Origin of the sequence: Acinetobacter sp. AC1-2, assembly GCF_016124155.1 — a bacterium.
Taxonomy (GTDB): Bacteria; Pseudomonadota; Gammaproteobacteria; order Pseudomonadales; family Moraxellaceae; genus Acinetobacter; species Acinetobacter calcoaceticus.
Map to the genome: position 1 here is coordinate 683841 of NZ_JABFFO010000001.1, position 23013 is coordinate 706853.

At 37.5% G+C, this 23013-nt stretch carries 19 protein-coding genes; 13 read left to right on the forward strand and 6 right to left on the reverse strand.

Annotation, left to right across the window (positions count from 1 at the left end; genetic code table 11):
- The first annotated feature begins 62 nt into the window (after nucleotides 1-62).
- The gene (locus tag HL290_RS03175) at nucleotides 63-1322 is read left to right on the forward strand and encodes a serine hydrolase domain-containing protein (RefSeq protein ID WP_198495567.1); all 1260 of its coding nucleotides are present in this window, start codon (nucleotides 63-65) and stop codon (nucleotides 1320-1322) included.
- A 50-nt stretch (nucleotides 1323-1372) separates the two neighbouring features.
- Here HL290_RS03175 and HL290_RS03180 read toward each other — a convergent pair whose 3' ends face one another.
- The gene (locus tag HL290_RS03180; RefSeq protein WP_198495568.1) at nucleotides 1373-1951 is read right to left on the reverse strand and encodes a TetR family transcriptional regulator; all 579 of its coding nucleotides are present in this window, start codon (nucleotides 1949-1951) and stop codon (nucleotides 1373-1375) included.
- Nucleotides 1952-2076: 125 nt separating this feature from the next.
- Here HL290_RS03180 and amvA point away from each other — a divergent pair, with 125 nt between their 5' ends.
- The 5 genes from amvA (at nucleotide 2077) to HL290_RS03205 (ending at nucleotide 11081) form a co-directional block, all read left to right on the forward strand.
- Nucleotides 2077-3555: a multidrug efflux MFS transporter AmvA gene (gene amvA, locus HL290_RS03185; RefSeq protein ID WP_017392167.1), complete on the forward strand. Its 1479-nt coding sequence runs from the start codon at nucleotides 2077-2079 to the stop codon at nucleotides 3553-3555.
- Between the two features lie 302 nt (nucleotides 3556-3857).
- Nucleotides 3858-5639 (forward strand): metalloendopeptidase CpaA, encoded by a 1782-nt coding sequence (gene cpaA / locus HL290_RS03190; RefSeq protein WP_198495569.1) that lies wholly within the window; start codon nucleotides 3858-3860, stop codon nucleotides 5637-5639.
- A 22-nt stretch (nucleotides 5640-5661) separates the two neighbouring features.
- Nucleotides 5662-6297, forward strand: a complete 636-nt coding sequence (cpaB, locus tag HL290_RS03195; protein ID WP_198495570.1) for a metalloprotease secretion chaperone CpaB — start codon at nucleotides 5662-5664, stop codon at nucleotides 6295-6297.
- 122 nt (nucleotides 6298-6419) lie between these two features.
- The gene (locus HL290_RS03200; RefSeq protein ID WP_198495571.1) at nucleotides 6420-8537 is read left to right on the forward strand and encodes a DNA polymerase III subunit gamma/tau; all 2118 of its coding nucleotides are present in this window, start codon (nucleotides 6420-6422) and stop codon (nucleotides 8535-8537) included.
- Between the two features lie 315 nt (nucleotides 8538-8852).
- Complete coding sequence (locus tag HL290_RS03205) at nucleotides 8853-11081, forward strand: phosphocholine-specific phospholipase C (RefSeq protein WP_198495572.1); 2229 nt, start codon at nucleotides 8853-8855, stop codon at nucleotides 11079-11081.
- Between the two features lie 49 nt (nucleotides 11082-11130).
- Here HL290_RS03205 and HL290_RS03210 read toward each other — a convergent pair whose 3' ends face one another.
- Nucleotides 11131-11565, reverse strand: coding sequence for an acyl-CoA thioesterase (locus HL290_RS03210; protein ID WP_198495573.1), 435 nt, complete (start codon nucleotides 11563-11565; stop codon nucleotides 11131-11133).
- Nucleotides 11565-12722, reverse strand: a complete 1158-nt coding sequence (locus HL290_RS03215) for an iron-containing alcohol dehydrogenase (protein WP_198495574.1) — start codon at nucleotides 12720-12722, stop codon at nucleotides 11565-11567. Before HL290_RS03215 ends, HL290_RS03210 begins: the two co-directional genes overlap by 1 nt.
- A 347-nt stretch (nucleotides 12723-13069) precedes the next feature.
- Between HL290_RS03215 and HL290_RS03220 the strand changes: the two genes are divergently transcribed.
- The 5 genes from HL290_RS03220 (at nucleotide 13070) to HL290_RS03240 (ending at nucleotide 17448) form a co-directional block, all read left to right on the forward strand.
- Complete coding sequence (locus HL290_RS03220; protein WP_198495575.1) at nucleotides 13070-13381, forward strand: YcgJ family protein; 312 nt, start codon at nucleotides 13070-13072, stop codon at nucleotides 13379-13381.
- A 355-nt stretch (nucleotides 13382-13736) separates the two neighbouring features.
- The gene (locus HL290_RS03225) at nucleotides 13737-14240 is read left to right on the forward strand and encodes a low molecular weight protein-tyrosine-phosphatase (RefSeq protein ID WP_198495576.1); all 504 of its coding nucleotides are present in this window, start codon (nucleotides 13737-13739) and stop codon (nucleotides 14238-14240) included.
- 19 nt (nucleotides 14241-14259) lie between these two features.
- Nucleotides 14260-15294 carry a UDP-N-acetylmuramate dehydrogenase gene (gene murB / locus HL290_RS03230; protein ID WP_198495577.1) on the forward strand — a complete coding sequence of 345 codons (1035 nt, stop codon included), beginning with the start codon at nucleotides 14260-14262 and terminating at the stop codon, nucleotides 15292-15294.
- 4 nt (nucleotides 15295-15298) lie between these two features.
- Nucleotides 15299-16420: a YdcF family protein gene (locus tag HL290_RS03235; RefSeq protein ID WP_198495578.1), complete on the forward strand. Its 1122-nt coding sequence runs from the start codon at nucleotides 15299-15301 to the stop codon at nucleotides 16418-16420.
- Nucleotides 16420-17448 carry an alpha/beta hydrolase gene (locus tag HL290_RS03240; RefSeq protein WP_005306414.1) on the forward strand — a complete coding sequence of 343 codons (1029 nt, stop codon included), beginning with the start codon at nucleotides 16420-16422 and terminating at the stop codon, nucleotides 17446-17448. The genes HL290_RS03235 and HL290_RS03240 overlap by 1 nt, the downstream gene beginning before the upstream one ends.
- A gap of 56 nt (nucleotides 17449-17504) precedes the next feature.
- Here HL290_RS03240 and HL290_RS03245 read toward each other — a convergent pair whose 3' ends face one another.
- From HL290_RS03245 to HL290_RS03255, 3 genes are all read right to left on the reverse strand, one after another.
- Entirely contained in the window at nucleotides 17505-18008 is a 504-nt protein-coding gene (locus HL290_RS03245) for a hypothetical protein (protein WP_005039888.1), read from the reverse strand.
- Nucleotides 18009-18069: 61 nt separating this feature from the next.
- Complete coding sequence (locus HL290_RS03250; RefSeq protein WP_198495579.1) at nucleotides 18070-19125, reverse strand: linear amide C-N hydrolase; 1056 nt, start codon at nucleotides 19123-19125, stop codon at nucleotides 18070-18072.
- 210 nt (nucleotides 19126-19335) lie between these two features.
- Nucleotides 19336-21009: an FMN-binding glutamate synthase family protein gene (locus HL290_RS03255; RefSeq protein WP_198495580.1), complete on the reverse strand. Its 1674-nt coding sequence runs from the start codon at nucleotides 21007-21009 to the stop codon at nucleotides 19336-19338.
- Between the two features lie 463 nt (nucleotides 21010-21472).
- Here HL290_RS03255 and HL290_RS03260 point away from each other — a divergent pair, with 463 nt between their 5' ends.
- On the forward strand, nucleotides 21473-21904 hold the full coding sequence (locus HL290_RS03260; protein ID WP_198495581.1) for a hypothetical protein: 432 nt from the start codon (nucleotides 21473-21475) through the stop codon (nucleotides 21902-21904).
- 536 nt (nucleotides 21905-22440) lie between these two features.
- Nucleotides 22441-22971, forward strand: a complete 531-nt coding sequence (locus HL290_RS03265; RefSeq protein ID WP_198495582.1) for a spore coat U domain-containing protein — start codon at nucleotides 22441-22443, stop codon at nucleotides 22969-22971.
- The last annotated feature ends 42 nt before the right edge of the window (nucleotides 22972-23013 follow it).

Consider the following 23013-nt stretch of genomic DNA (forward strand, 5'->3'; position numbering starts at 1 on the left):
CAGCCTGAACAGGTGTTTGGGCTGCTTTTGAGCAAAATAACAAAAAATGCAAGGAACTTCATGTGATTAAAGACATTTTGTTGGCCGATACCCATAACTATCACGGTATTTTAGATGAACGTTTTATTGATTTAGCTCACCAGTTTAGCCGTCTTCAAGATGCCAGAACGGGACAAGGTGGAGCTGCATTAGCGGTTTACTTTAGAGGTCAGAAAGTTGTCGATATCTACACCGGTCTAAAATCACAAACTGAAGCTTGGCAACCAGATACCTTGGCAGTTTGCTACTCTACAGGTAAAGGTATACTTGCGACTTTAGCTCACATTTTAGTAAGTGAGGGTTTTTTAGAATACGACAAACCGATTGCGACTTATTGGCCTGAGTTTGCTCAAAATGGTAAAGAGCAAATGACATTGCGTCATGTGCTAAGCCATCAAAGCGGCATGTTTGATATTCGAAATACCATCGAAAGTGCGAGAGAAATGCTCGACTGGTCACACATGTTAGATGTGGTTGCGGCGACTAAGCCAAGATTCCTTGCTGGAGAGGGTAATGCTTATCAGGCATTAACATTTGGGTGGCTGGTGGGTGGGGTACTTGAAAAAGCGACGGGTCAATCTTTAGATCAGCTCATGCAAAAATATCTGGTCGAACCGTTACAGTTAGATGGCGCTTATTTTGGAACGCCTGCCAGTGAGTTAGATCGTGTAGCACGTTTAATTATTCAACCGAAACCAGAAAAACCAGCATCTACTCAAGTTGAAAAAGTAAAAAAGTCGCAGCCGCGCAAAAGTTCACTCTCTGAAAAAATGATTACGTGGACTGGACAAGACCCGCAAGATTTTCAGGATGCTATGATTCCAAAAGGAATGAAGCATTTTAGTTTCTTTAGTGATGAAGGGTTGCAAGCTGTTATTCCGGCAGCAAATGGGACATTTACTGCAAGTAGCCTTGCTAAAATTTATGCGATGCTAGCAAATCACGGTGAATGGGATGGACAGCAACTGATTCGTCCACAAATATTTAAAGAATTGAGTACCATCCAAAGTTATGCACGTGATCGTGTTATGCCAATTCCAATGAATTGGCGTTTAGGTTATCACCGTATTATTACCATGGGTAAGCGTGCTAAAAATGGTTTTGGGCATATTGGCTATAATGGTTCAGGTGCATGGTGTGATCCTGAACGTGATCTTAGCTTTGCTTATACTCATAACTTTCAGATTGGTTCAATAACGGGTGACTATCGTTTGTGGGGGCTTACTCAAGAAGCTTTACGTTGTACCGACCAAATTTTAAAAGGCCGAAAAGGCTGGTTCTAAATTCTGTACTTTCAAAAATGCTGGTATTTGAATAAATGCCAGCTCTACGCTTATAACAATTCTAAGCGAATAATCGCTTCTGTATGACGTTTAAAATCTTCTTCAGCCAGTCCTTGTAATCCAAGTTTATAAATTCCTTCTAAACCGCATACAAAAGCAATCAAACGCCAAGCAATGTCTGTTGAGTTAGATAGAGTTTTAAACTCACCGTCTTTTTTGCCGCTTTCAATGGCTTGAACAATCGTTTGATGCCAACTTTGCATGGCCAAGTTATAAGCTTTTTGTATTTCTATATCTTGTTCAATCAAGAGTTCAGCTTCATTCCATAATCGTAAGTAGGGTTGAAGTCTGTCTATGTTTTCCGCACCTAACAAGATAAAGAGCCTTTGAAATTGGCTAGTGGTTTGTAGAGCTTGTTCAATTTCATCCAGCTGTTCCATAAGCTTTAAAAAAGCTTCAGCTTTTAAGTGAGATGCCGACGAAAAGTGATGATGAACTTGTCCAGTAGAGGTTTGGCCTTCACTTGCGATTCTACGTACCGTCATGGCTGTAAAACCTTCAGCCAAAGCAACTTGCATGGCAGCTTGCAGAATCATTTCTCTGCGTTGATCACGATTAAGATAGGCCATGTTTCTTACACCTGACTGAATTCGACACAAACTACATTAAAATTTAAAGTTGGACAAGTGTCCAGTTGTGTATATAATAACCTCAATTTGAACACATGTCCAAGTTTTGGATATCGAAGAGCGTTATGCAAAAGAAATGGTTAATTCTGACAATCATCGTCCTTATTTATTTGCCGGTTACAATTGATGCAACGGTGATGCATGTTGCAACACCATCTTTAAGTGCAGCATTGAATTTAACTGCCAATCAGCTTTTATGGATCATTGATATTTATTCACTGATTATGGCGGGTTTGATTTTGCCGATGGGTGCACTCGGTGATCGTATTGGCTTTAAAAAATTATTATTTATTGGAACTGCAATTTTTGGAGTCGGTTCACTGGCAGCTGCTTTTTCACCAACAGCCTATGCTTTAATTGCTTCCCGTGCTCTTTTAGGGCTAGGGGCAGCTATGCTTATTCCTGCAACTTTATCGGGAATTCGAAATGCTTTTACCGAAGAAAAGCAAAGGAATTTTGCACTTGGCCTTTGGTCTACAGTAGGGGGCGGTGGTGCCGCTTTTGGTCCATTAGTGGGTGGTTTTTTACTAGAGCATTTCCATTGGGGAGCAGTATTCCTCATCAACATCCCAATTATTTTGGTTGTTCTGGTCATGATTGTCATGATCATTCCTAAGCAGGAAGAGAAAACCGACCAGCCAATTAATTTAGGCCAGGCTTTAGTGTTGGTTGTGGCAATTTTAAGTCTGATCTATTCAATCAAATCGGCCATGTACAACTTCTCGGTACTCACAGTCGTGATGTTTGTGGTTGGGGTAAGTGCTTTAATTCACTTCATTCGAAGCCAAAAAAGAAGTACCACTCCAATGATTGATTTGGAGTTATTTAAACATCCAGTCATTTCTACCAGCATTGTCATGGCCGTTGTTTCAATGATTGCTTTGGTTGGCTTTGAATTACTCTTGTCTCAAGAATTGCAGTTTGTACATGGATTTTCTCCATTACAAGCAGCCATGTTTATTATTCCATTTATGATTGCAATTAGTTTAGGTGGTCCATTAGCAGGAATCTGTTTAAATAAATGGGGACTTAGACTTGTATCTACTGTTGGGATTTTAATAAGTGGTTTTAGTCTATGGGGACTTGCCCAACTTAACTTTTCGACCGATCATTTTTTAGCATGGACGTGTATGGTCTTTTTAGGCTTTAGCATTGAGATTGCTTTACTGGCTTCAACAGCAGCCATTATGTCTTCTGTACCACCAAACAAAGCAAGTGCAGCAGGTGCGATTGAAGGTATGGCCTATGAGTTGGGTGCTGGTTTAGGTGTCGCTATTTTTGGCCTAATGTTGTCTTGGTTTTATAGTCGCTCAATTATTTTGCCAGAAGAGCTTCCGACGAACTTAATTGAAAAAGCGAGTATTTCGATTGGTGAAACCATGCAGTTGGCTTCTAACCTTGAAAGTTCTTTGGGAGGACAATTAATTGCAGTTGCTCAGCAAGCTTTTAGCTATGCACATAGTTGGGTACTTACAATCTCAGCTATTTGTTTCTTCCTTTTAACTGTATTTGTCTGGTTTAGCTTTCCAAAGAAAGTGAGTTAATGATCTAAATAAGCTTAACAGTCGTGGAAAAAGAGAGAAAAATTTCTCTCTTTTTCGTGTTATAAATATAATTTTTAAATACACATAAATTGATAAAGCTTTCCTCATCTCAGAATATTTTTAGTTATTTAGTTCTCATAAAAAAATTATTATTTAATAAGCTTCATATTTTTATTTCAAAATGATTCAGTGATCATGTAATTGAAATTTAATAAAAAATTAATTGATCAAAAATTGACTGTAAAAAAATGGTTTGTTAATCTGCTACTCGAAAAATCTAAAAACAAATAAAAGAGGCTGCTGTGAATTTTAAATTAAAAACATCATTCATTATCGGAGCAATTGTTGCATCTTCACTTGTATATGCCGCAACTGTACTTTCACCCAATCAGAATAATAATAGTGGATCAATTCCATCTGGTTATTCAGATTTAGAATTTTCTTTAGCAAATGGGAATTGGGTCAAAAATCTCTCTTTACCAGCAAGTGCTAATAATTTAGACAAAATTACAATTCGCTCTAGTGCGGCTTATAGTAGTTATTTAGATACTTCTAATACGAATATTCCGTTAGAAGTGTTGAAGATAAATAGCGGGGATGTTTACCAATTCATCTTTAATACCGCTCAAAATAAATGGATTGCTCAGTTGGCGACAGTGAGTCCTACGAATGGTGCTAACTATGAGGTTGTACCGTTAACAACTGCATCCATACAAAAAGTACTTATTGAAAATGATAAATGGGCACAAACCATTGCATTACCAAGTGACGTACGCGATGGAACGACTGTACAAATTGTTTCCACAGCAAGTGCTGATTCCAATATAGATAAAGCAAATTTGCTATTTCCAAGCAGTTTTTTATTAAAAAATGGGTTTGAATATTGGTTTAAATATTATTCGGCTTTAGGGAAATGGGTGCCAGAATATATTAAACCGCAGAAGTTAAATGTTCAGCAAATTGGAACATCTTTAGCCGCGGTAAGTAGTCCACTAACGGAAGTTTCATTTGGAGATGGAAATTGGGTTTCCAATTTCACTTTGCCGACTACTGCAAGTGATCGAGATAGAATTATTATCAAGTCTACAGCGACTTGGTCTGCAAAAATTAATAATACCAATATTAATAGCCAAGCGACTTTAACGCTAAAAACAGGCGATCAATATGAGTTTATGTATGTCAGTGATAAAGGATATTGGCAGCTGATCTCTTCACCAACGAAGGTGATTGATTCATCGGCAACAATTCCTGCAATTTTACCGAATATGACTCAACCCGCTTTAAAGGTAAAACTTTCTACCTCAAATTGGCAGCCAACCTTGCAACTACCAGTTAAAGCTCAAGTCGGGGATAAGGTGGTTATTGCGTCAAATGCATCGGCTGATACCTATATTAATGCTGCCAATGGTTTGTCTACAGCAATTAAAAATGGTGAAAATCGCCGTTTTATTTACACTGTTCAAGGCTGGTCAGTAGATAGCTATACAATTGATATGTTGTTGGTTTCTAGTCCAGAAGTAAATTCAATTTTAGGAGAGAGCGCTGCAAAACTTAGAATGATTGAAGGCGTAAATTTAACGAATTTAACTGCTGAAAATTCAAATGCTCGTTTTTACTTAAGAGATGTGGGCTATTTAACTTATAAAATACCTGCTGCAACTTTAAAAGAAGCGATTTCTTTTGGACGCGATGACACGACCGTACAAAATGAGCGTAAACGCGTATTGGCTGATGGCGTCTATTATCAAGGCAATGAACCAGGCGATGGCGGTTGTGGCTGGGCATGGATTAATGCATCTTCATATAACATGATTGGTGCAAATGATATTGCAGGTTGTTCTTTTGCTGCGATGCGTCATGAGGTAGGACATAATCTTGGTCTATACCATAATGGTTCAACCAATATTGGTTCAGGCTTTGCCCATCCTTTAGGAAGTACTGCGATGGGAGGTAATAATATTAATTTTTACTCTAGCCCATACTTATATAACCCTAAATATGGTGTCCGTTTGGGCGTAGAAGGAAAAATTGATGCGGTGAGTGTTATTAACCTAAATGCACAGAAAATTTCTCTATATAACTAATCTCTATTCTTAGCCATAAATAATGAAAAAAAATAAATTGTTAATAGGAACTGCTATCGCTTGTTTAGCGCTAGCAGTTCTCATCTGGCTTGCATTTTCACAGCAAAGTTCTTCTGCTTTAACATCATCTACAGATAGCCTGAAAAGTGAAGTTAGCTTAAAGCGAGTTGAAAGTCAGAATGGTTTTTCTCGTCAAAATACAATGAATCTGAGTCCGTCAGAGAAAGAAAGATTATCTAAGCAACAAATTGTTTTTAATGAGATAGAAAAGGATCAGCTACCTTCTAATGTTAATTTTCCATTGATTAAAAATGGACAAGGCATGGTGATTAAGTATGATCCAAACGTGATTGAACTCAAAAAAGTAGGTGATACTGTTAAGTTTCAAATGTTGGAATATGGAATTAACCGCACAGGAAAAATTGTAGAGATTGAACCTGTTGACCAAGATATTGTTCGGTGGACAGGGAAATTTGATCAGGGAGATCCAAATCAGAATTTCTTTACCATCACTCAAAGTCAAAAAGACCACTATACGATCATGCAAATTTTTACCGAAAAAGGAAATTATTCGGCTGAAATTAAAGATGGGGTTGGGCTGGTACAAACGATGGATGATGGAGTCACTGATCACGAGTTACATCATGATCACCCTTAGTCAAATAAATGGTTCAGATGAGAAAAGAGTATAGTTCGCAGTTTATCTGTACGGATATGAGCTTTATGCGTTCACTCTCTTTTAAAAACAAAGTATGCTTATGCCTGTAACAAGGAGCATACATGTATCAAGTACTTGCTAGAAAATACCGTCCACGTAATTTCAATGAGTTAGTGGGGCAAAACCATGTTTCTCGTGCATTAAGCAGTGCATTGGAACGCGGTCGTCTACACCATGCTTATTTATTTACAGGAACGCGTGGTGTGGGGAAGACCACAATTGCACGTATTTTAGCCAAGTGTTTAAACTGTGAAACAGGTGTGACCTCTACACCATGTGAAGTCTGTGCAACTTGTAAAGCGGTAAACGAAGGCCGTTTTATTGATTTGATTGAAATTGATGCTGCTTCAAGAACAAAAGTAGAAGATACACGTGAACTTTTAGACAACGTTCCATATGCGCCAACGCAAGGTCGTTTTAAAGTTTACCTGATTGACGAAGTACATATGTTATCTACGCATTCCTTTAATGCGTTATTAAAAACATTAGAAGAACCACCAGAACACGTTAAATTTTTATTTGCAACGACTGATCCGCAAAAGCTACCAATTACGGTCATTTCTCGTTGTTTGCAATTTACATTACGCCCTTTAGCTGTTGATGAAATTACAAAGCATCTTGGCACTATTCTTGAAAAAGAACAGATTGTTTCTGATCAAGATGCGATTTGGCAAATTGCCGAGTCTGCTCAAGGTTCATTACGTGATGCATTATCTTTAACCGATCAGGCAATTGCCTATGGTCAGGGTGCTGTACAGCATCAAGATGTTAAAGAAATGCTCGGTTTAATTGACCGCACGATCATTTATGATTTGATTTTAGCGATTCATCAGAACCAACGTGAAAAAGTTAGTCAGCTTTTATTACAATTTAGACATCAAGCGCTTGATGTTTCACTTGTACTTGATCAGTTGATTTCGACATTGCATGAATTGGCAATTTTGCAATATCTGCCTGATTTGAGTTTGAAATATAGCGATGAAATCAATCGCAAAATTATGCAACTGTCCAAGCTGATTTCTGCTCAAGATTTACAGCTTTATTACCAAATTGCATGTAAAGGACGATCTGACCTACAACTTGCCGTGACACAAGAACAAGGTTTTGAAATGTGCGTTTTACGCTTATTGGCATTCCGTCCTCTAACGCCAAATGAAATTCTGGTGTCAGAGCTTGTTCAACAAAATCAGCAAGTTGTGATGAATCCCCAAGTTCAGCAAACAGCTCAAGATATTGCTCCTGTAAGTGCTGTGCAGCCAGTTGAAGTTATTAGCCAACCCGCTATGATTGAACCTGAACCTGAACCTGAACCTGAACCTGAACCTGAACCTGAACCTGAACCTGAACCTGAACCTGAACCTGAACCTGAACCTGAACCTGAACCTGAACCTCAGTCTAATCAGGATTTAATGGTATTTGACCCAAATCATCATGAGCTGATTGGGCTTGAGTCAGTACCTGTTCAAGAAACAAGTAATGTTTTGGAGGAAGATTTTATTCCTGTACCAGAACAAAAGTCAGTACAAGTTCAGGCTGAAACCCAAGCCAAAAATATTGAACCTGAACCAGCTTTTACTGCTGAGCCTATAGGTTTATTTGAAGCGCCTAGCACTGATTTTTCACTTGCCCAAGATACGCCTGTTACTAATGATTTAGCTTTAGAACCTGTTGTCGAGCAACCATTACTGGGGGAAACTTCAGAGGCGATTGAAAAGGTTGAAGTTGTAAAAGAAGTCAGTGCAACTGATAACGGGCAGCTTATGCCTCAAGACATTTTGAAGCTAACCACGCAGACCTTAGAAGGCGAGTGGACACTAGCAAAATGGGAATATTGGTTTAGAACTAGTCAACTTTCTCCAGCTGTTCAAGAGCTTGCTCAGCATGGCGTGATGACAGGTCAAATTGGTGGCAATACAGTTTTCCATATTCCTCAAGAATATGAAAATATGTTGACTCAATTACAACAAGGTCTTATTGATGCATTAAATGAGCAATGGCCTGATACCCAATTTACAGTTGAATATGGTGCTGTAAATACGGCTACACCATATATCATTCAAAGTGCGCGTAAAGAAAAAGCCTTTCAAAGAGCAGCTGAGTTATTACAACAACAGCCAGTCATTAAAAGCCTCATAGAGACCTTTGATGGCGAATTACAAAATATTCAATTAAAGCCTTAACTTTTTAGTCCTGTGATGAGCTTGGAAAATATACAATTCCATGCTTTTTCACGGGATTGAAACATTCAGGTCACGTCACTGTCATTGTACTTTTCTATGTTAGCCATTTTAGATTTTAAATGGATTGTACATAGACATGAAAAGGCAATACGCAGGAATAACTTCTTTTAAATATTCATGTTTTTTATTGATCAGCGCACTTTTGCTGAGTGGTTGTAACGACTCATCAAATGATAATTCAAATGCACCAGACACAGGTAAAAAGCCTGTAATGCGCTGCGCTCCATAAACTTAAATAATAAAAAGAACCTGATCATGATTACACGTCGTAAATTTTTAAATTACTCTTTAAATATGGGCTTTGGTGCTGCGGCATTGGCGGCTTTCCCATCTAGTATTCAAAAAGCTTTGGCAATTCCTGCAAACAATAAAACAGGCACAATTCAAGACGTCGAACACGTTATTATTTTAATGCAGGAAAACCGATCTTTTGACCATTATTTTGGAACATTAAAAGGCGTTCGAGGTTTTGCTGATCGTTTTACGATTCCTCTACCGAGTGGCCGCCGTGTATGGGAGCAACTCAGAAGTAATGGGCAAGTTTTAACGCCTTTTCACTTAGATGGCACAGCCAATAATGCACAGCGAGCAGATGGTACGCCTCATACGTGGAATGACAGTCAGTTAGCATGGGACAATGGGCGTATGGCGAATTGGCCAGCCCATAAAACTGATATATCAATGGGATATTTTAAAGAAAAAGAAATTCCATATCAGTTCGCACTTGCGAATGCCTTTACGATTTGTGATGCCTATCATTGCTCTATGCACACTGGTACAGATGCGAACCGTTCTTATCATTTAACGGGTACAAATGGGGCGACACCGACCAAGCGTTCATTTGTAAATAATGAATGGGACTGGATTGATGGTAATCCAGCTACAGCAGATCGCGGTTATACGTGGAAGACTTATGCAGAACGTTTGGAAGAAGCCGGTGTAAACTGGATTTGTTATCAAAATATGCCAGATGAATGGGGCGATAATATGCTTGGTGCATTCCGCTCATTTAGAAAGGCAAATATCGCATCTGGCTATCCAGTTGCAAGTGGTGGTGAACCGAACAAACCCTATGCCGACACGGGACAAAAATTACCGTATAAAGCTTATGAAGCTGCGATTGATAATGCCAAAAATCCATTATATAAGGGCATTGCAAATACTTTACCGGGCAATAAACCAGAAGATTACCTCGACGCTTTTAAACGAGACATTCGTGAAGGAAAATTGCCGCAAGTCTCTTGGATTAATGCGCCATCAATTTATTGTGAACATCCAGACCCTTCAAGCCCAGTTCAAGGGGCGTGGTTTATTCAAGAAATTATTGATGCATTAACTGCTGTGCCAGAGGTTTGGAGTAAAACAGCACTGATTATCAATTTTGATGAAAATGATGGTTATTTTGACCACGTACCATCACCATCTGCGCCATCTCGACTTAAAAATGGTCAATACGCAGGGAAATCAACATTAAGCAGTGCCGATATGCAGGATGAATATTTTGATCATGCTGCACCAGAGGGAAGCCATTCTCAGCCTACACCTGATGGGCGTGTTTATGGGCCAGGGCCTCGTGTTCCATTATATGTGATTTCTCCATGGAGCCGTGGAGGTTGGGTCAACTCGCAAGTTTTTGACCATACGTCCGTGCTTATGTTTTTAGAAAAACGATTTGGTGTAAAAGAGCCGAATATTAGTCCATACCGCCGTGCAGTGTGTGGTGATTTAACCAGCGCATTTAATTTTAAAACTCCAAATGCTGATGTTTTACCGCAGCTCAATGGAAAGCAAACACGTTTACAGGCAGATGAATTAAGAGAAAATCAAGAGGCTTTACCTGCTGTTCCAGTACCAACAGATAGCAAGTTACCGATTCAGCAAAGTGGTATACGTCTGTCACGAGCATTGCCTTATGAGTTGCATACGAGTGCGCGTTGTAAAGCGGATGGAAAGGTGCAATTGATTTTCTCTAATACAGGTCAGCAAGCGGCGGTTTTTCATGTATATGACAAGCTCAATCTCGACCGTATTCCAAAGCGTTATATTGTAGAGCCGAATAAAACCTTAGATGATGAATGGGATGCTTTAAAAGATAACTTAGGTCGCTATGATTTATGGGTGTTAGGCCCAAATGGTTATCATCGTCATTTTAAAGGTGATACTCAACGTATTGTCGATAGTGGAATTAAACCTGAAATTCGAGTGTGTTATGACATTGCTAATGGTGATGTTTATGTAGAGCTTATGAATGACGGGGCTAAGGATGCGATATTAACGGTAAAACCGTGTGCATATCGACAGGATGCTCCATTACAACTTACCGTAAAAGCTGGTCAAGTTGTTAAGCAACATTGGGCTTTGGCTGATGTAGGGCATTGGTACGATTTTGAGATCACATGCCAAAGTGATGTGTCTTATTACCGACGCTTTGCTGGTCGGGTTGAAACGGGTGAGGACTCTTTTAGTGATCCTGCGATGATCTAAATAATGAAGAGGCAAAAAGAACAACTCATTTTCTTTTTGCCTCATTTTTTTATAATAAAAATTTCTCTAAAACGTCACGAGTAGACTCAGAAATTGGAACCGTTTTTCGGGTTTCACGGTCAACAAAGACATGCACAAAATGTCCTTGAGCTGAAGCTTGCTCTTGGCCTTGTTTAAAGATGGCCAGTTCATAGCGCAGTGAAGTGGTACCGATTTTACCAATCGCAACACCTACCTGAATAATTTCGGGAAAAGATAATTCCTGAAAAAAACTACAAGCTGAATCGACCACTAAGCCAATTGATTGTGATTGATGAATATCAAAACCTGTTTTTTGAATGAGTAAAGCATTTGCTGCCGTATCAAAATAGCTATAGTAAGTCACATTATTCACATGACCATAGATATCGTTATCTGCCCAGCGCGTTTGAATATCTAAAAAGAACTTAAATTGATCGCGGTTTTTTAAAACTGGTTTAGTCATTAATGAATCGCCTGATAAATTGCCAAAGCAGCAGCTTCTGTCATGTCACGAGGGTTATTTTGTAGCAAGCGAGTTTGTAGCATGGCATCTTGAGCAAGCTTAGGTAGACTAGACTCTTCAATATCCAAATCTCTAAGCTTTAAGACCAATCCACTACGATCTAAATGGTTTTGCATATGGTCAATAAACAGATCACACAAACCATCTGTGCTGCCATTGCTATATGGATCTAGCCATTGCATCAGTTCCGCATAGTATTTTTTTGCATTTGGTGCATTAAATTTTAATACTTCAACCAACACTAAGGCATTGGTATGCCCATGCGATAAATGAAAATGCCCGCCAAGTGGGTAAGCTAAAGCATGCACAGCGGCAACGGGTGAATTTGCAAATGCTTGACCTGCAAGCATCGAGGCGAACAGCATGTTTTGCCTTGCTTCTAGGTCATTACCGTTTTTAAGAACTTTCGGTAAGTTATGGTTCAGTAACTTCAAAGCATTTTTGGCTAAAATATCAGTATAAATATTCTTTTTATGCTTAGAGGTATATGCCTCAATGGCATGCACCATCGCATCAATACCTGTTGCAGCAGTAATATGTGCTGGAAGGTTTTGAGTAAAAGTAGCATCAAGAATTGCAGTATCTGCATACAGTACCGGAGAGACAATCCCCATTTTTGTTGTCTCGCCCGTGGTCACAATTGAGATTGGGGTCACTTCTGAGCCTGTACCAGCTGTAGTGGGAATTAAGATAAGGGGAAGGCGAGCTGTAGTTACCTGATTTACGCCATACATATCTTGCAAACTTTGAGTTTGGTCGGGATGTGCCAACAAAGCAATTACTTTTGCAACATCTAAAGAGCTACCACCCCCAAAACCAATAATGGCATCTACATTTTGCTGTTTTGCATAATTGGCTGCATCTAATACCACTTGTTCTGGTGGGTCAGCTTGAACATCGGCATAAATGACATGTTCAATATTAAGCGTATCTAAAATTTGAATGATGGGAACATGTAATTGATTTTTGATCATGCCTGCATCAGTCACTAGTAACAACTTACGGTAAGCTTTTGAAGACAAAACATTCTGTAATTCTTGTATAGAGCCTAAGCCTGAGATGATATTTGGAACGGTTTGAAATTGAAAATGGCTCATATACGTTATTTCCTTATTTTTGAACATTATTGTAGAAGGGTTCTTTAGGATTCAATCTTTAAGTAACTTAGCATAAGACACTTTAAAATAAAGTAGTTCTGAAGTGATTATGTTGAGTGTTGTATGAGATAAGCACTACTTTCATATGGTAGGAAGAGGAAGGTAGACGGAGATCCGCAAGTTATTTAAACGTTTATGGAAAGGTGGGCTTTTTGTTATTTATACTGTTTGGTAGATTTTCCTGAAGGCTACTAATTTATATAATGCTCTAACAATTTATAATTTTATTCGGTTCAAAAGTGAAAATTTCTAAAACTGTACTTAGTCTTATTGGATGTTCTTGTTTAATGCTTAGCTCAGTAGCAATGGCGAAAACCAGCTCTAGCGTCTATTCACCTAAAAATGGTGTAATTTGTGACAAATATATCTGCGCTGACAAGAAAGGTGTATCTAAAAAACTTACAGCCAAATACTTAGGAACTAACAAAGCGAACAGAGCATTCTCTCAAGGTGATTTTGATACTTCAGCATTCACACTCTCAAATGGTGTGTTCTGTGATACCAAAACAAAACTATGCCATGTTGATCGATACTTTGAAAATGGACATCGTAGTAAAGTTGATAGAAAAATGACGGATAAACTTTTTAAAAATAAATGATTTTTATCCTAGTTTTACTAAAAAGCCCATAATAATTGGGCTTTTTTACATCTGAATAAAAAGTGAAATGAACAGAAAAAAATAATATAAAAAAGTTATTCCTTTGTGTAAAAGCCCTCTGATGAGGGCTTTATTATTTTCTTGAAAATTAGAAGATCAGATCGTTTGTCGACTGATTTATCAACTTTTAATCTATTGATAAACATTATTTTCCTTTTCAAGCCATGTGAGTTTTGACAAAATGCAACACGTCACAATGGTCAATTCAATTCTGACAATAATTTATAGTTTTGTTAGGATTTTGCATGCACCATATTTATTTCTATGTAATTCAAATATTTGGAAGTAATTTCTAATGGAAACACAATATAAGGTGTTATGTGTCTGTTTAGGAAATATTTGCCGTTCTCCCACGGCTGAAGTGGTTTTTAGACATTATTGTGATGCACATAAACTCAATATACTTGTCGATTCTGCTGGAACGAGTAATTATCATCCAAACAAAGCACCAGATCAGCGAAGTCAGCTGCACGCTAAAAAAAGAGGTTATGACTTATCTTCTTTACGTGCAAGACAGCTTTCAACTCAAGACTTTTTAGAATTTGACTTGATTTTGGCAATGGATCATCAAAACTTTGATGATATTCATGACATGCTACAAAGTGCGGTTTCTCAGTTTGGTACACATCAAATTCGTGCAAAAGTAGCGTTAATGAGCGAACATGATCCCCAATATCTGCAACAAGCCTTGCCTGACCCTTATTATGGCGGTGCTGAGGGTTTTGAACGTGTACTCAATCAATGCGAGTCCAGTAGTTTGGCGTGGATAAATATTTTAAAAAAACAATTGAATGTTTAAGAATAGGTTTTTCAATACGATGCAAATTCAAAATCATGTACAGCTTAAGCCATTCAATACTTTGAGTTTAGATGCAACAGTGTCTCACTACACCAAAGTTCAAACTATTCAGGATATTGAGGAAGCTTTGGGTTTTGCTGAGCAGCATAATTTAAATGTACTTGTACTATCGGGCGGTAGCAATATGCTACTGCCGCAACAGATCAATGCTTTGGTTATTCATCTAGATATTCAAGGTATCGAAGTTTTATCGAACGATGATGACTTTGTTCGAGTTAATGTTGGTGCAGGTCAAGTCTGGCATGATTTCGTTTTATACAGTACTCAGCAAAATTGGTTTGGCTTGCAAAATCTCGCACTTATTCCTGGCTTAGTCGGTGCTTCACCTGTACAAAATATTGGTGCTTATGGGGTAGAAGTAGGTGAGTTTATTGAGTCGGTACAAGTATATGACCGTAAATTAAAAGAAACTCAGACAATTTTAGAAGCAGACTGCCATTTCGCCTATCGTCATAGCATTTTTAAAGATGATCCGAACCGTTACATTATTACGCATGTGACTTTTAAATTGCTTAAACATCCCCATTTAAAGCTTAACTATGGTGATTTGAAGCAAGCAGTTGGAGATAATCAGACTGCCGAGAACTTACAAAATCAAGTCATTCATATTCGTCAAAGTAAGTTACCTGATCCAAAAGAATATCCAAATGTCGGAAGTTTCTTTAAAAATCCGATAGTTAATCCTCAAGAATTTGAGCGCTTAGTCACACAATTCTCAACAATTCCACATTATCCTCAAGCCAGTGGAAACGTTAAAATTGCAGCAGGATGGTTAATTGATCAGGTGGGTTGGAAAGGTAAACAACTTGATATGGTGGGTATGTTTCATAAACAGGCATTGGTTTTGGTGAATTATGCCAATGCATCTCTTACTGATGTAAAGAAAACTTATCAGGCTGTGCAACATGATGTTGATCAGCGTTTCCATATTATGTTAGAACCAGAGCCTGTGCTTTATAACAGTTTAGGTTTAATTGAAAATCATACGGAATAGTTTTATGCCACAAGTACACTTAATGGTACGTTTAGTACAAGTAGTCACCGCGCTATTTTTACTATTGGGCTGTTTCGTGGTTTTTTTATATTCGCCGTTTTATTCAAAATTAATTGTAGCTGGACTTAATTATTTTGTACCGGTTGATGTTAATCAAGTCGCTGCTGAAAGCCAGAGACAGGCTGCATTAAGTGAGCATGACAATTTAGAACCAGGCTCAAATCTATGGATTGCTCGTCAAGCATATTTAAAGCTGACTGAAAAAGCTTTACGTGAAAAAAAGACAACAGATCTGACCTATCTTCAAGAAAACTATAAGGCTTTACAGCAAATTATTCTCTTAGAAGAAAAGGAGCAAGATTCAGAGGCAGCCGCTTCCGTAACGGTTCCTTTAGTGGTTAGAAACTCAGAAATTGATGCGGCGGATGAAGCAAGTGGCCCTATTGATGAAGCTCTCTTTATTAATAGTTCGGAAAATAAAGCACTTACAGAGCAATATACTGAGTTTTTAGCAAGAAAACCTGTGGTACCAGAGCATCAAAAAGCTGTCAGTGAACCTGAACAGAAAATTGAATATGTGCGTAAAAATCCATTACCAGTGCAACCTAAAAAGTTATCAGAACCTTATGCAATTGTTGTGTTGGGTGGAGGATTAACTTTAGATAAAAATGGTAAGGATATTGTTGTTAATGGCTATACGCGTTTGCGATTAGAAAAAACTTTAGAAGTTGAAAAACAAAATCATCTCCCGATTGTGCTTAGCGGTGTAGAAGCACCCTATATGCAAGCTTGGTTAAAAGAGCGCGGTGTTGACGCAAAGCTATTAGAAAAGCGTAGTATGAATACCTGTGAAAATACACGTTTTAGCTCTTTATTGCTTCAGAAAAAGGGTGGAGCACCGACGGTCATGCTGGTTACAGATGAATACCATATGCCGCGTACACGCCGACTATTTGCTTTAAATGGCATAGAAACAATTCCTGTGGTAGCTCAAATGCCGACAACGCTTACCCGTTGGCAGCCTAGTCAACAAAATTATGACCATAGTCGTCGTGCAAATTATGAATTACTTGCGACAATTCGCGACATGTTGTTTGGCTCAAGTGATTGTCGAGAGGTACCTTAATGTCAGATATCCCATTTCTCAATCCTGCCGTATTAAAACAATTAGATTTGCCAGTTCCCAACCGTGATCTTACGCCACAGGTTTTAAGCCCACTCAATTTAAATACATTAGAGGAACCATCTCGAGATTTGCTGGCCTACCGCAAATTGTATGGTTTGCATTTACTTGAATGTGATCATTGGCAGGGTTATGTTCAGATGCCTTTATTTCGCTTACATGTGCAGGTTTTCAAACCTAAAATAGAAAAAATACAAGGTACCGTCTGTTTGCTACATGGCTATCTTGAGCATAGCGGTATTTATCAGCCTATCATTCGTGAAATTCTTGAACAAGGCTTTAGTGTTATTACCTACGACTTACCAGGGCATGGTTTAAGCAATGGTTCACCAGCAAGTATTCAAAATTTTGACCACTACCAACAAGTTTTGATGGCAGTTTACCAATATGTGAAACATGCAGACCAGCTACCAAAACCGTGGGTTGGAATTGGGCAAAGCACGGGTGGGGCAATTTGGATGCATCATTTATTAGAATATGCTGAAAAACGCCAAGATCCGATTGTAGATAGAGTCTTATTACTTTCACCTTTAATTCGTCCTGCAAAAACCGCATGGTGGCATAATCCGGTCGGGTTAGGCATTATTCGCCGTATTAAACGCCAAGTACCAAGACACTTTAGACGTAATAATCATAATCCTGAATTCTTACGCTTTATTCGCTTAAAAGATCCGTTGCAACCTCGGATGATGGGAATGGACTGGATTTTGGCAATGTCAAAATGGATGCAAGAAATGGAAGAACGGCCCGCTTGCCGTATCCCTGTCTGGCTTGCACAAGGTGCTCTTGATCAGACGGTTGATTGGCGTTACAACATTGAATTTATTCGTCGTAAATTTAGGCTTCAAACGCTACTAATGCTCGAAGAAGGTTCACATCAATTAATTAATGAACGTGCAGATATACGTGCGGCTTTAACAGGATTGATTCCAGCCTTTTTACATGCGAAACCAAAACATTTTTATTATTAAAAAATAATGCATCTATCCAATAATTCTGGATAGATGCATGACTTAATCTATCTGCTTTATTTTGAATTTTGATAAAGCTGCATAAAGTTCTTATAAACTGAAGATTGTTTTTGTGGACTATACATATTGCGTTCAATCGTTCCTTTATCCGTTTTTATCAAAACGTTTACATTTTGAGCATTTTTAAACTCTTGCAAGAATTGGCTTGGAATAATAAAGAAAGTTGTTGAGTGTTTAGGTACTAATCGACTTACATTCGTTTTTTCAGTCGCTTGAGCGGGCTGATAAGTAAATCGTTTGCCATCAATATCAAATATTAACTCATTAATATCATAAAAGTTATAACTACTACTTAAATGAACATCTACGCGGAGCTGATCTTTTTGATTCTCGTTCCATTTAACGAGCAAGCTGGGACATAATTCAGTTGGTAAACAGTTGAGCTGACCAGCTGTCTTTACTACTGTAGGAGCTGTTGCTTTATCTGTACCAAATTGTGTGGTGCTGCAAGCCGTTGTAAGTAGACAAGAACCCAATAAGAGTAGAGATTTCTTCATCATATAAATTCCAAGATAGTATGTTTAATATTATTTATGTTAAGGCCAATAATTTTGACATAAATTAACGTGTAGTTGGGCTTAAAAATACAAATGGTTTTGCAATTTTAAACGAAGAAGTAGCATCACCTGCATAGATATGGCTTTGATCGGGCCCTAAATCAAGTCTACGTGTTTTACCATCTTTAAAGTTAATCCTTTTTAAGTCAACCCAAAACACATTTGGTGATAGGGCAGATTCGAAAAAATAGAGCATCTGTTTATGATCGGCCACAGTTCGCCAACGAGTCGAAGAGATATTAGGTTCTTCTTGAGTATTTAGTCCATAGGGAACAGATGCATTTCGAATGACACTAAATACAGAGGCTTGAGTCTGTTTACTATCATCATTTTTAGGAATTGCATTAATATAAAATGATGCACGTGCAAAGCGATCAGATGCTCGGTTTGTACCAGGGAGCATGATCGTTCCACCAATTTGTTTCCAATATTCGGCAAGTGCGAGTTGCTTATCGAAAGTAGGTGAGTTAGTCATGACTTGATAGCTACGACTATGGTGAATCACTTGCTTTCCGTCAATATATTCAATAATTGCGCTATCACCTGTTTTGTCAGAAATAGATAAATGCAGGGTGGTAAGCCTTGATTCACCTGGAACATTGTCGGTAACAATGGTGTAAGGTTCTTTTTCTAAGGCTTTAACAGCCTCATCTACAGTTGCGAAATTATCGAGTACATATTGTGCCCAAGCAGCAATGCTTAATAATGGTTTATTAGATTTTTTTACATCTGGATATTGAGATTCTACTAACCATAAAATATTGGCAACCAATCCAGCTTCATTCATGCCATCTGTTGTGGAAACCTCATAACCTGTAGCAATCACACTTCCATATTTAGATGTCCATTTTATTGAATTGGAGCCTGCACTACCATCACGGGTAACCCCGCTTGGCATAATCCACAAATTTGTACCCGTATCAACTTTCCAGTCCATCGAACGAGCAGTAATAATGTGCTGGTTATTGCCTAAATATACAGCGCGTGTACAAGCAACAGCATAGCTACTTAAGCCTACCGCCAGTGCAACAAAAGAAGAGATGAATGTTTTTTTCAACATAATGAGATACCTTCTTGTTATAAGCATTAAAAAGTTTTTATTAAATAAAATTAAAATGTGTACGTTATTTATACTTTTATATTAGGTGAAAAATCGATTAAATACAAATTAAAAGGAGAGTGGAATTTAATCAAAAATCACATATTATTTTTAAATATGGAAGAGCATCACACTATGAATGTAATGCTCAAATTATAGGCTTAATATAAATCAAAAATGATTGGCATCAGCCATATTCCACATTCGATAATAAAAATTATCATCGTCGTTATTAAGTTCAGATTGTAAAAGTTCACCTTCTTTTAAGAAAAAATGCAATTGAGCATAGTTCTTAATTTCACGATCGTTTACTCGCTGAGCCAAATGATGGGCTTTAATATCCGAAGGATGGCGTAAACCAGCCGCAGCAATCATTTCTGATAATGCATGCAAGGTATTTTTATGAAAATTAAATACTCGTTCTGATTTGGTCGGTACATCAATTGCTTTTTGACGGTCTTTATCTTGGGTTGCAACACCTACAGGGCACTGGTTAGTGTGACAGCTTTGTGCCTGAATACATCCAACAGCAAACATGAAACCACGTGCTGAGTTAACCCAATCTGCACCTAGTGCAAAAGTACTGGCAATATCGAATGCACTAATGATTTTACCACTCGCACCAATCTTAACTTGATCTCTTAGCCCTGCGCCGACAAGTGTGTTATGAACAAAGCGTAAGCCTTCACGTAATGGTGTACCAATATTATCGCTAAACTCAATTGGTGCTGCACCTGTACCGCCTTCAGAACCATCAACAACGATAAAGTCAGGAACAATTTTTGTTTCAAGCATTGCTTTAACAATACTCATAAATTGCCAAGGCTGGCCAATACACAGTTTAAAACCAACTGGTTTACCGCCAGATAATGTGCGCAACTTCTGCAAGAAATGCATCATTTCAATTGGGGTAGAAAAACTAGAATGCTTTGCAGGAGAAATACAGTCATGATCGCGAGAGACGCCGCGGATTTCGGCAATTTCTGCGGTGATTTTATGTTTAGGTAAAATACCGCCATGGCCCGGTTTTGCACCTTGGGAAAGCTTCAGTTCAATCATTTTGATCTGTGGTAATTGAGATTGTTTGGCAAACTTTTGCTCGTCAAATTTGCCATCTATGGTACGGCACCCAAAATAACCACTGGCAATTTGCCAAACAATATCACCGCCATTTTCTAGATGGTAAGGGCTTAAACTACCTTCGCCAGTATCATGATAAAACCCACCTAACTGTGCTCCTTTATTTAACGCACGAATTGCGTTGGCACTTAAACTACCAAAGCTCATGGCAGAAATGTTCATGATTGATGCGCTATAAGGTTGAAGGCATTGTGCATTACCAACCTGAATACGGAAACTCTTTGGATCTGCTGGGGGGCAAGGGCTTATTGAGTGGACAATAAAGCGATAGTTTTCTTGATAAACATCAATAATTGAACCAAAGGGTTTATCTGCATTTTCATTTTTAGCACGTTGATAAACTAGACTTCTTTGCATACGCGAAAAAGGTAGAGCATCTTGATCCGCTTCAATAAAGTATTGACGAATTTCTGGGCGTATATCTTCAAACAAAAAACGGAAATGCCCCATAATTGGGTAGTTTCTTAAAATTGAATGTTTATTCTGCAAAACATCATAAAGGCCTAATAAGCTTAGTGCACCTGTGAGTACCCATAAACCGTTAAGTAGAGTATCTGAAATAAAATAATAGATACTATGAGGGGTATATACGGTGCGAAACCATGTAATGCTGAGTGCAGTAAAAATACATAAGAACCAGAGAGAATGGCGTGAAAAGAATGTATTGAGAAATTTATGTCGAATGATTTGTGCTGGACTCGCCATATTGGAACAAATTCCTAATGTTTTACTGGCACATACCTTGCCAAGAAGCAAGTAAAACTACAAGTATGAAATTGTTAGTTTTAGGGGACAAGAAAGAGTACATTCAAAGGTTCACTTGATTTGGAAATATATTTTTAAATAGAAAGTATTTTGACTATAAATAATATTTAATCTGGAGATTTTAGCATTAAGATAAATTATAAAATTAATGGATTTTATAAATATTTAGTTGTACTGAAAAATATATTTTGTTAAATTTTTTTTAAAACCTGTATATAAACTAAATGTAAATTTAGATTTATTTAAAAATGGAAAAATTGTTTGAATGCTATTTGTACATTTTTGGTTTAATTAAGACTGTGCTATTTAATTATTCTTTGCTAATATAAATAAATTGAAATAATATTTTTTAATAGACATTACTACAACTATATAAGATTCTAAAAATTATTTAAGGACTGAAATGAATTGGAAATTATTAATATACTCTATTCTTCTAACAGGAGTCTTTTTATTAACTTTAATGTTCTATTTAGGTTTTGATTTAGATACTTTTAAAAAAGTCGCTCTAATACAAAGTTTGTTAGTAGCTGCGGCTATCATATTTGACTCTATGGAACGAAAGAATAATCCTATTTTTCCAGGATGTATCGTTTATCCCTTAATTGGTATTGTATTTGTTTTAGGGTTTACGCCTATTCTAGATTTTTTTGCTGAAAGACCAAAAGGATTTCATAGTTGGGATATTAGGAATATGTTTGTGATCAACTTTAGCAGTGCAGACTATCAATTTAGGGAACTGGCTTGGTATGGCAAAGCCTATATACAGTTAGGTTTTGCTATGGTTGGTGGATTTCTTGGCTTATTTTTTCATCTAATTTTTAGAAATAGTTAAGTTAATGTCACTTTCTTTTTGGTAGGTGAAAAGTGGTTTTAATTATTGAAAATTCTTAAAAAATCCTAGAACTGTTATAAGTTACTTAGATTTCTTATTCATAAAATATCATTTTCTTATTCATTTAAAATATATAGAACAATCAGTAGCTTACTTTTTGTTCTTGTTTTTTTTGACCAATGGTTAAAAAATTATAAAAGACTAAAAGTGATGGTAAATTTTAACTAATGAAAAGCTATCATTTTTTAGTAAAACTAATAAAAGCTAAATGCAAGTATCGAAAATTGATATAAAAAGTGTGATAAACCATAAAAATTTTTCTAATTGAGAAATTCATCAGAAGTTGAATTATTAATTGATATTTAGAATGAAATTTATGTTAGTGTTTTTGTTGTTTTTTTGTATTATGCGCGGTCAGTAGAGTAAAAAAATAACGCTTTGAAAAAACAGTCAGAAAAGCTAGTGATTGTGATGGGGAAGGCTAGTTTTTACATCTATTAATTTTATTGGCGTAATGTATAAAAAGGTTTTTTACCATGAAAAAGTCTCTCATTTGTTTACCAGCAATTGCTATGGGTTTAATGTCTATCACTGCAGCAAATGCTGCAACAGCAACAGGCACCTTGACTGTTAAAGCAACAATTACAAATAGTTGTGTATTGAATACTTCAGCTACTGGTACAACAGCTAATGCAGTTTTAGATTTTGGTACTTTAAGTTCTCTTGCTAGCAACGTCGATGCAGATACTACAACGACAGGTGGTACGGCCATCAAAGTTTTATGTAACAACACTGTGCCATGGACTTTGGCTTTTGATGCCGGCAAAAATGCTCAAACAACTCAACGTCGTATGATTGGTGGCGCAACAAGCAACGAATTTATTCCTTACAACCTCTTCTCTGACACTAACCGTGCAACAGCAATTGGTATTTCAAGTACTGCATATAGTGGTACTGGTACTGGTGCGCCACAAGCAATTAACGTCTATGGTCGTATCCCTGCTGGCTCAACTTTGCCAAGTGCAGGTAGCTATGTTGACACTGTAACTGTAACAGTGACTTATTAATTTTTAATAAGTTTTATTGTGTCATTGCTAGCTCTTGATTGA

Excerpts from the sequence above, each read along its gene's own strand:
- HL290_RS03180 (WP_198495568.1), bottom strand. The coding sequence starts at position 1,951 with ATGGCCTATCTTAATCGTGATCAACGCAGAGAAATGATTCTGCAAGCT.
- amvA (WP_017392167.1), top strand. The coding sequence starts at position 2,077 with ATGCAAAAGAAATGGTTAATTCTGACAATCATCGTCCTTATTTATTTG.
- cpaB (WP_198495570.1), top strand. The coding sequence starts at position 5,662 with ATGAAAAAAAATAAATTGTTAATAGGAACTGCTATCGCTTGTTTAGCG.
- HL290_RS03200 (WP_198495571.1), top strand. The coding sequence starts at position 6,420 with ATGTATCAAGTACTTGCTAGAAAATACCGTCCACGTAATTTCAATGAG.
- HL290_RS03205 (WP_198495572.1), top strand. The coding sequence starts at position 8,853 with ATGATTACACGTCGTAAATTTTTAAATTACTCTTTAAATATGGGCTTT.
- HL290_RS03210 (WP_198495573.1), bottom strand. The coding sequence starts at position 11,565 with ATGACTAAACCAGTTTTAAAAAACCGCGATCAATTTAAGTTCTTTTTA.
- HL290_RS03215 (WP_198495574.1), bottom strand. The coding sequence starts at position 12,722 with ATGAGCCATTTTCAATTTCAAACCGTTCCAAATATCATCTCAGGCTTA.
- HL290_RS03220 (WP_198495575.1), top strand. The coding sequence starts at position 13,070 with ATGCTTAGCTCAGTAGCAATGGCGAAAACCAGCTCTAGCGTCTATTCA.
- HL290_RS03225 (WP_198495576.1), top strand. The coding sequence starts at position 13,737 with ATGGAAACACAATATAAGGTGTTATGTGTCTGTTTAGGAAATATTTGC.
- murB (WP_198495577.1), top strand. The coding sequence starts at position 14,260 with ATGCAAATTCAAAATCATGTACAGCTTAAGCCATTCAATACTTTGAGT.
- HL290_RS03235 (WP_198495578.1), top strand. The coding sequence starts at position 15,299 with ATGCCACAAGTACACTTAATGGTACGTTTAGTACAAGTAGTCACCGCG.
- HL290_RS03240 (WP_005306414.1), top strand. The coding sequence starts at position 16,420 with ATGTCAGATATCCCATTTCTCAATCCTGCCGTATTAAAACAATTAGAT.
- HL290_RS03245 (WP_005039888.1), bottom strand. The coding sequence starts at position 18,008 with ATGATGAAGAAATCTCTACTCTTATTGGGTTCTTGTCTACTTACAACG.
- HL290_RS03250 (WP_198495579.1), bottom strand. The coding sequence starts at position 19,125 with ATGTTGAAAAAAACATTCATCTCTTCTTTTGTTGCACTGGCGGTAGGC.
- HL290_RS03255 (WP_198495580.1), bottom strand. The coding sequence starts at position 21,009 with ATGGCGAGTCCAGCACAAATCATTCGACATAAATTTCTCAATACATTC.
- HL290_RS03260 (WP_198495581.1), top strand. The coding sequence starts at position 21,473 with ATGAATTGGAAATTATTAATATACTCTATTCTTCTAACAGGAGTCTTT.
- HL290_RS03265 (WP_198495582.1), top strand. The coding sequence starts at position 22,441 with ATGAAAAAGTCTCTCATTTGTTTACCAGCAATTGCTATGGGTTTAATG.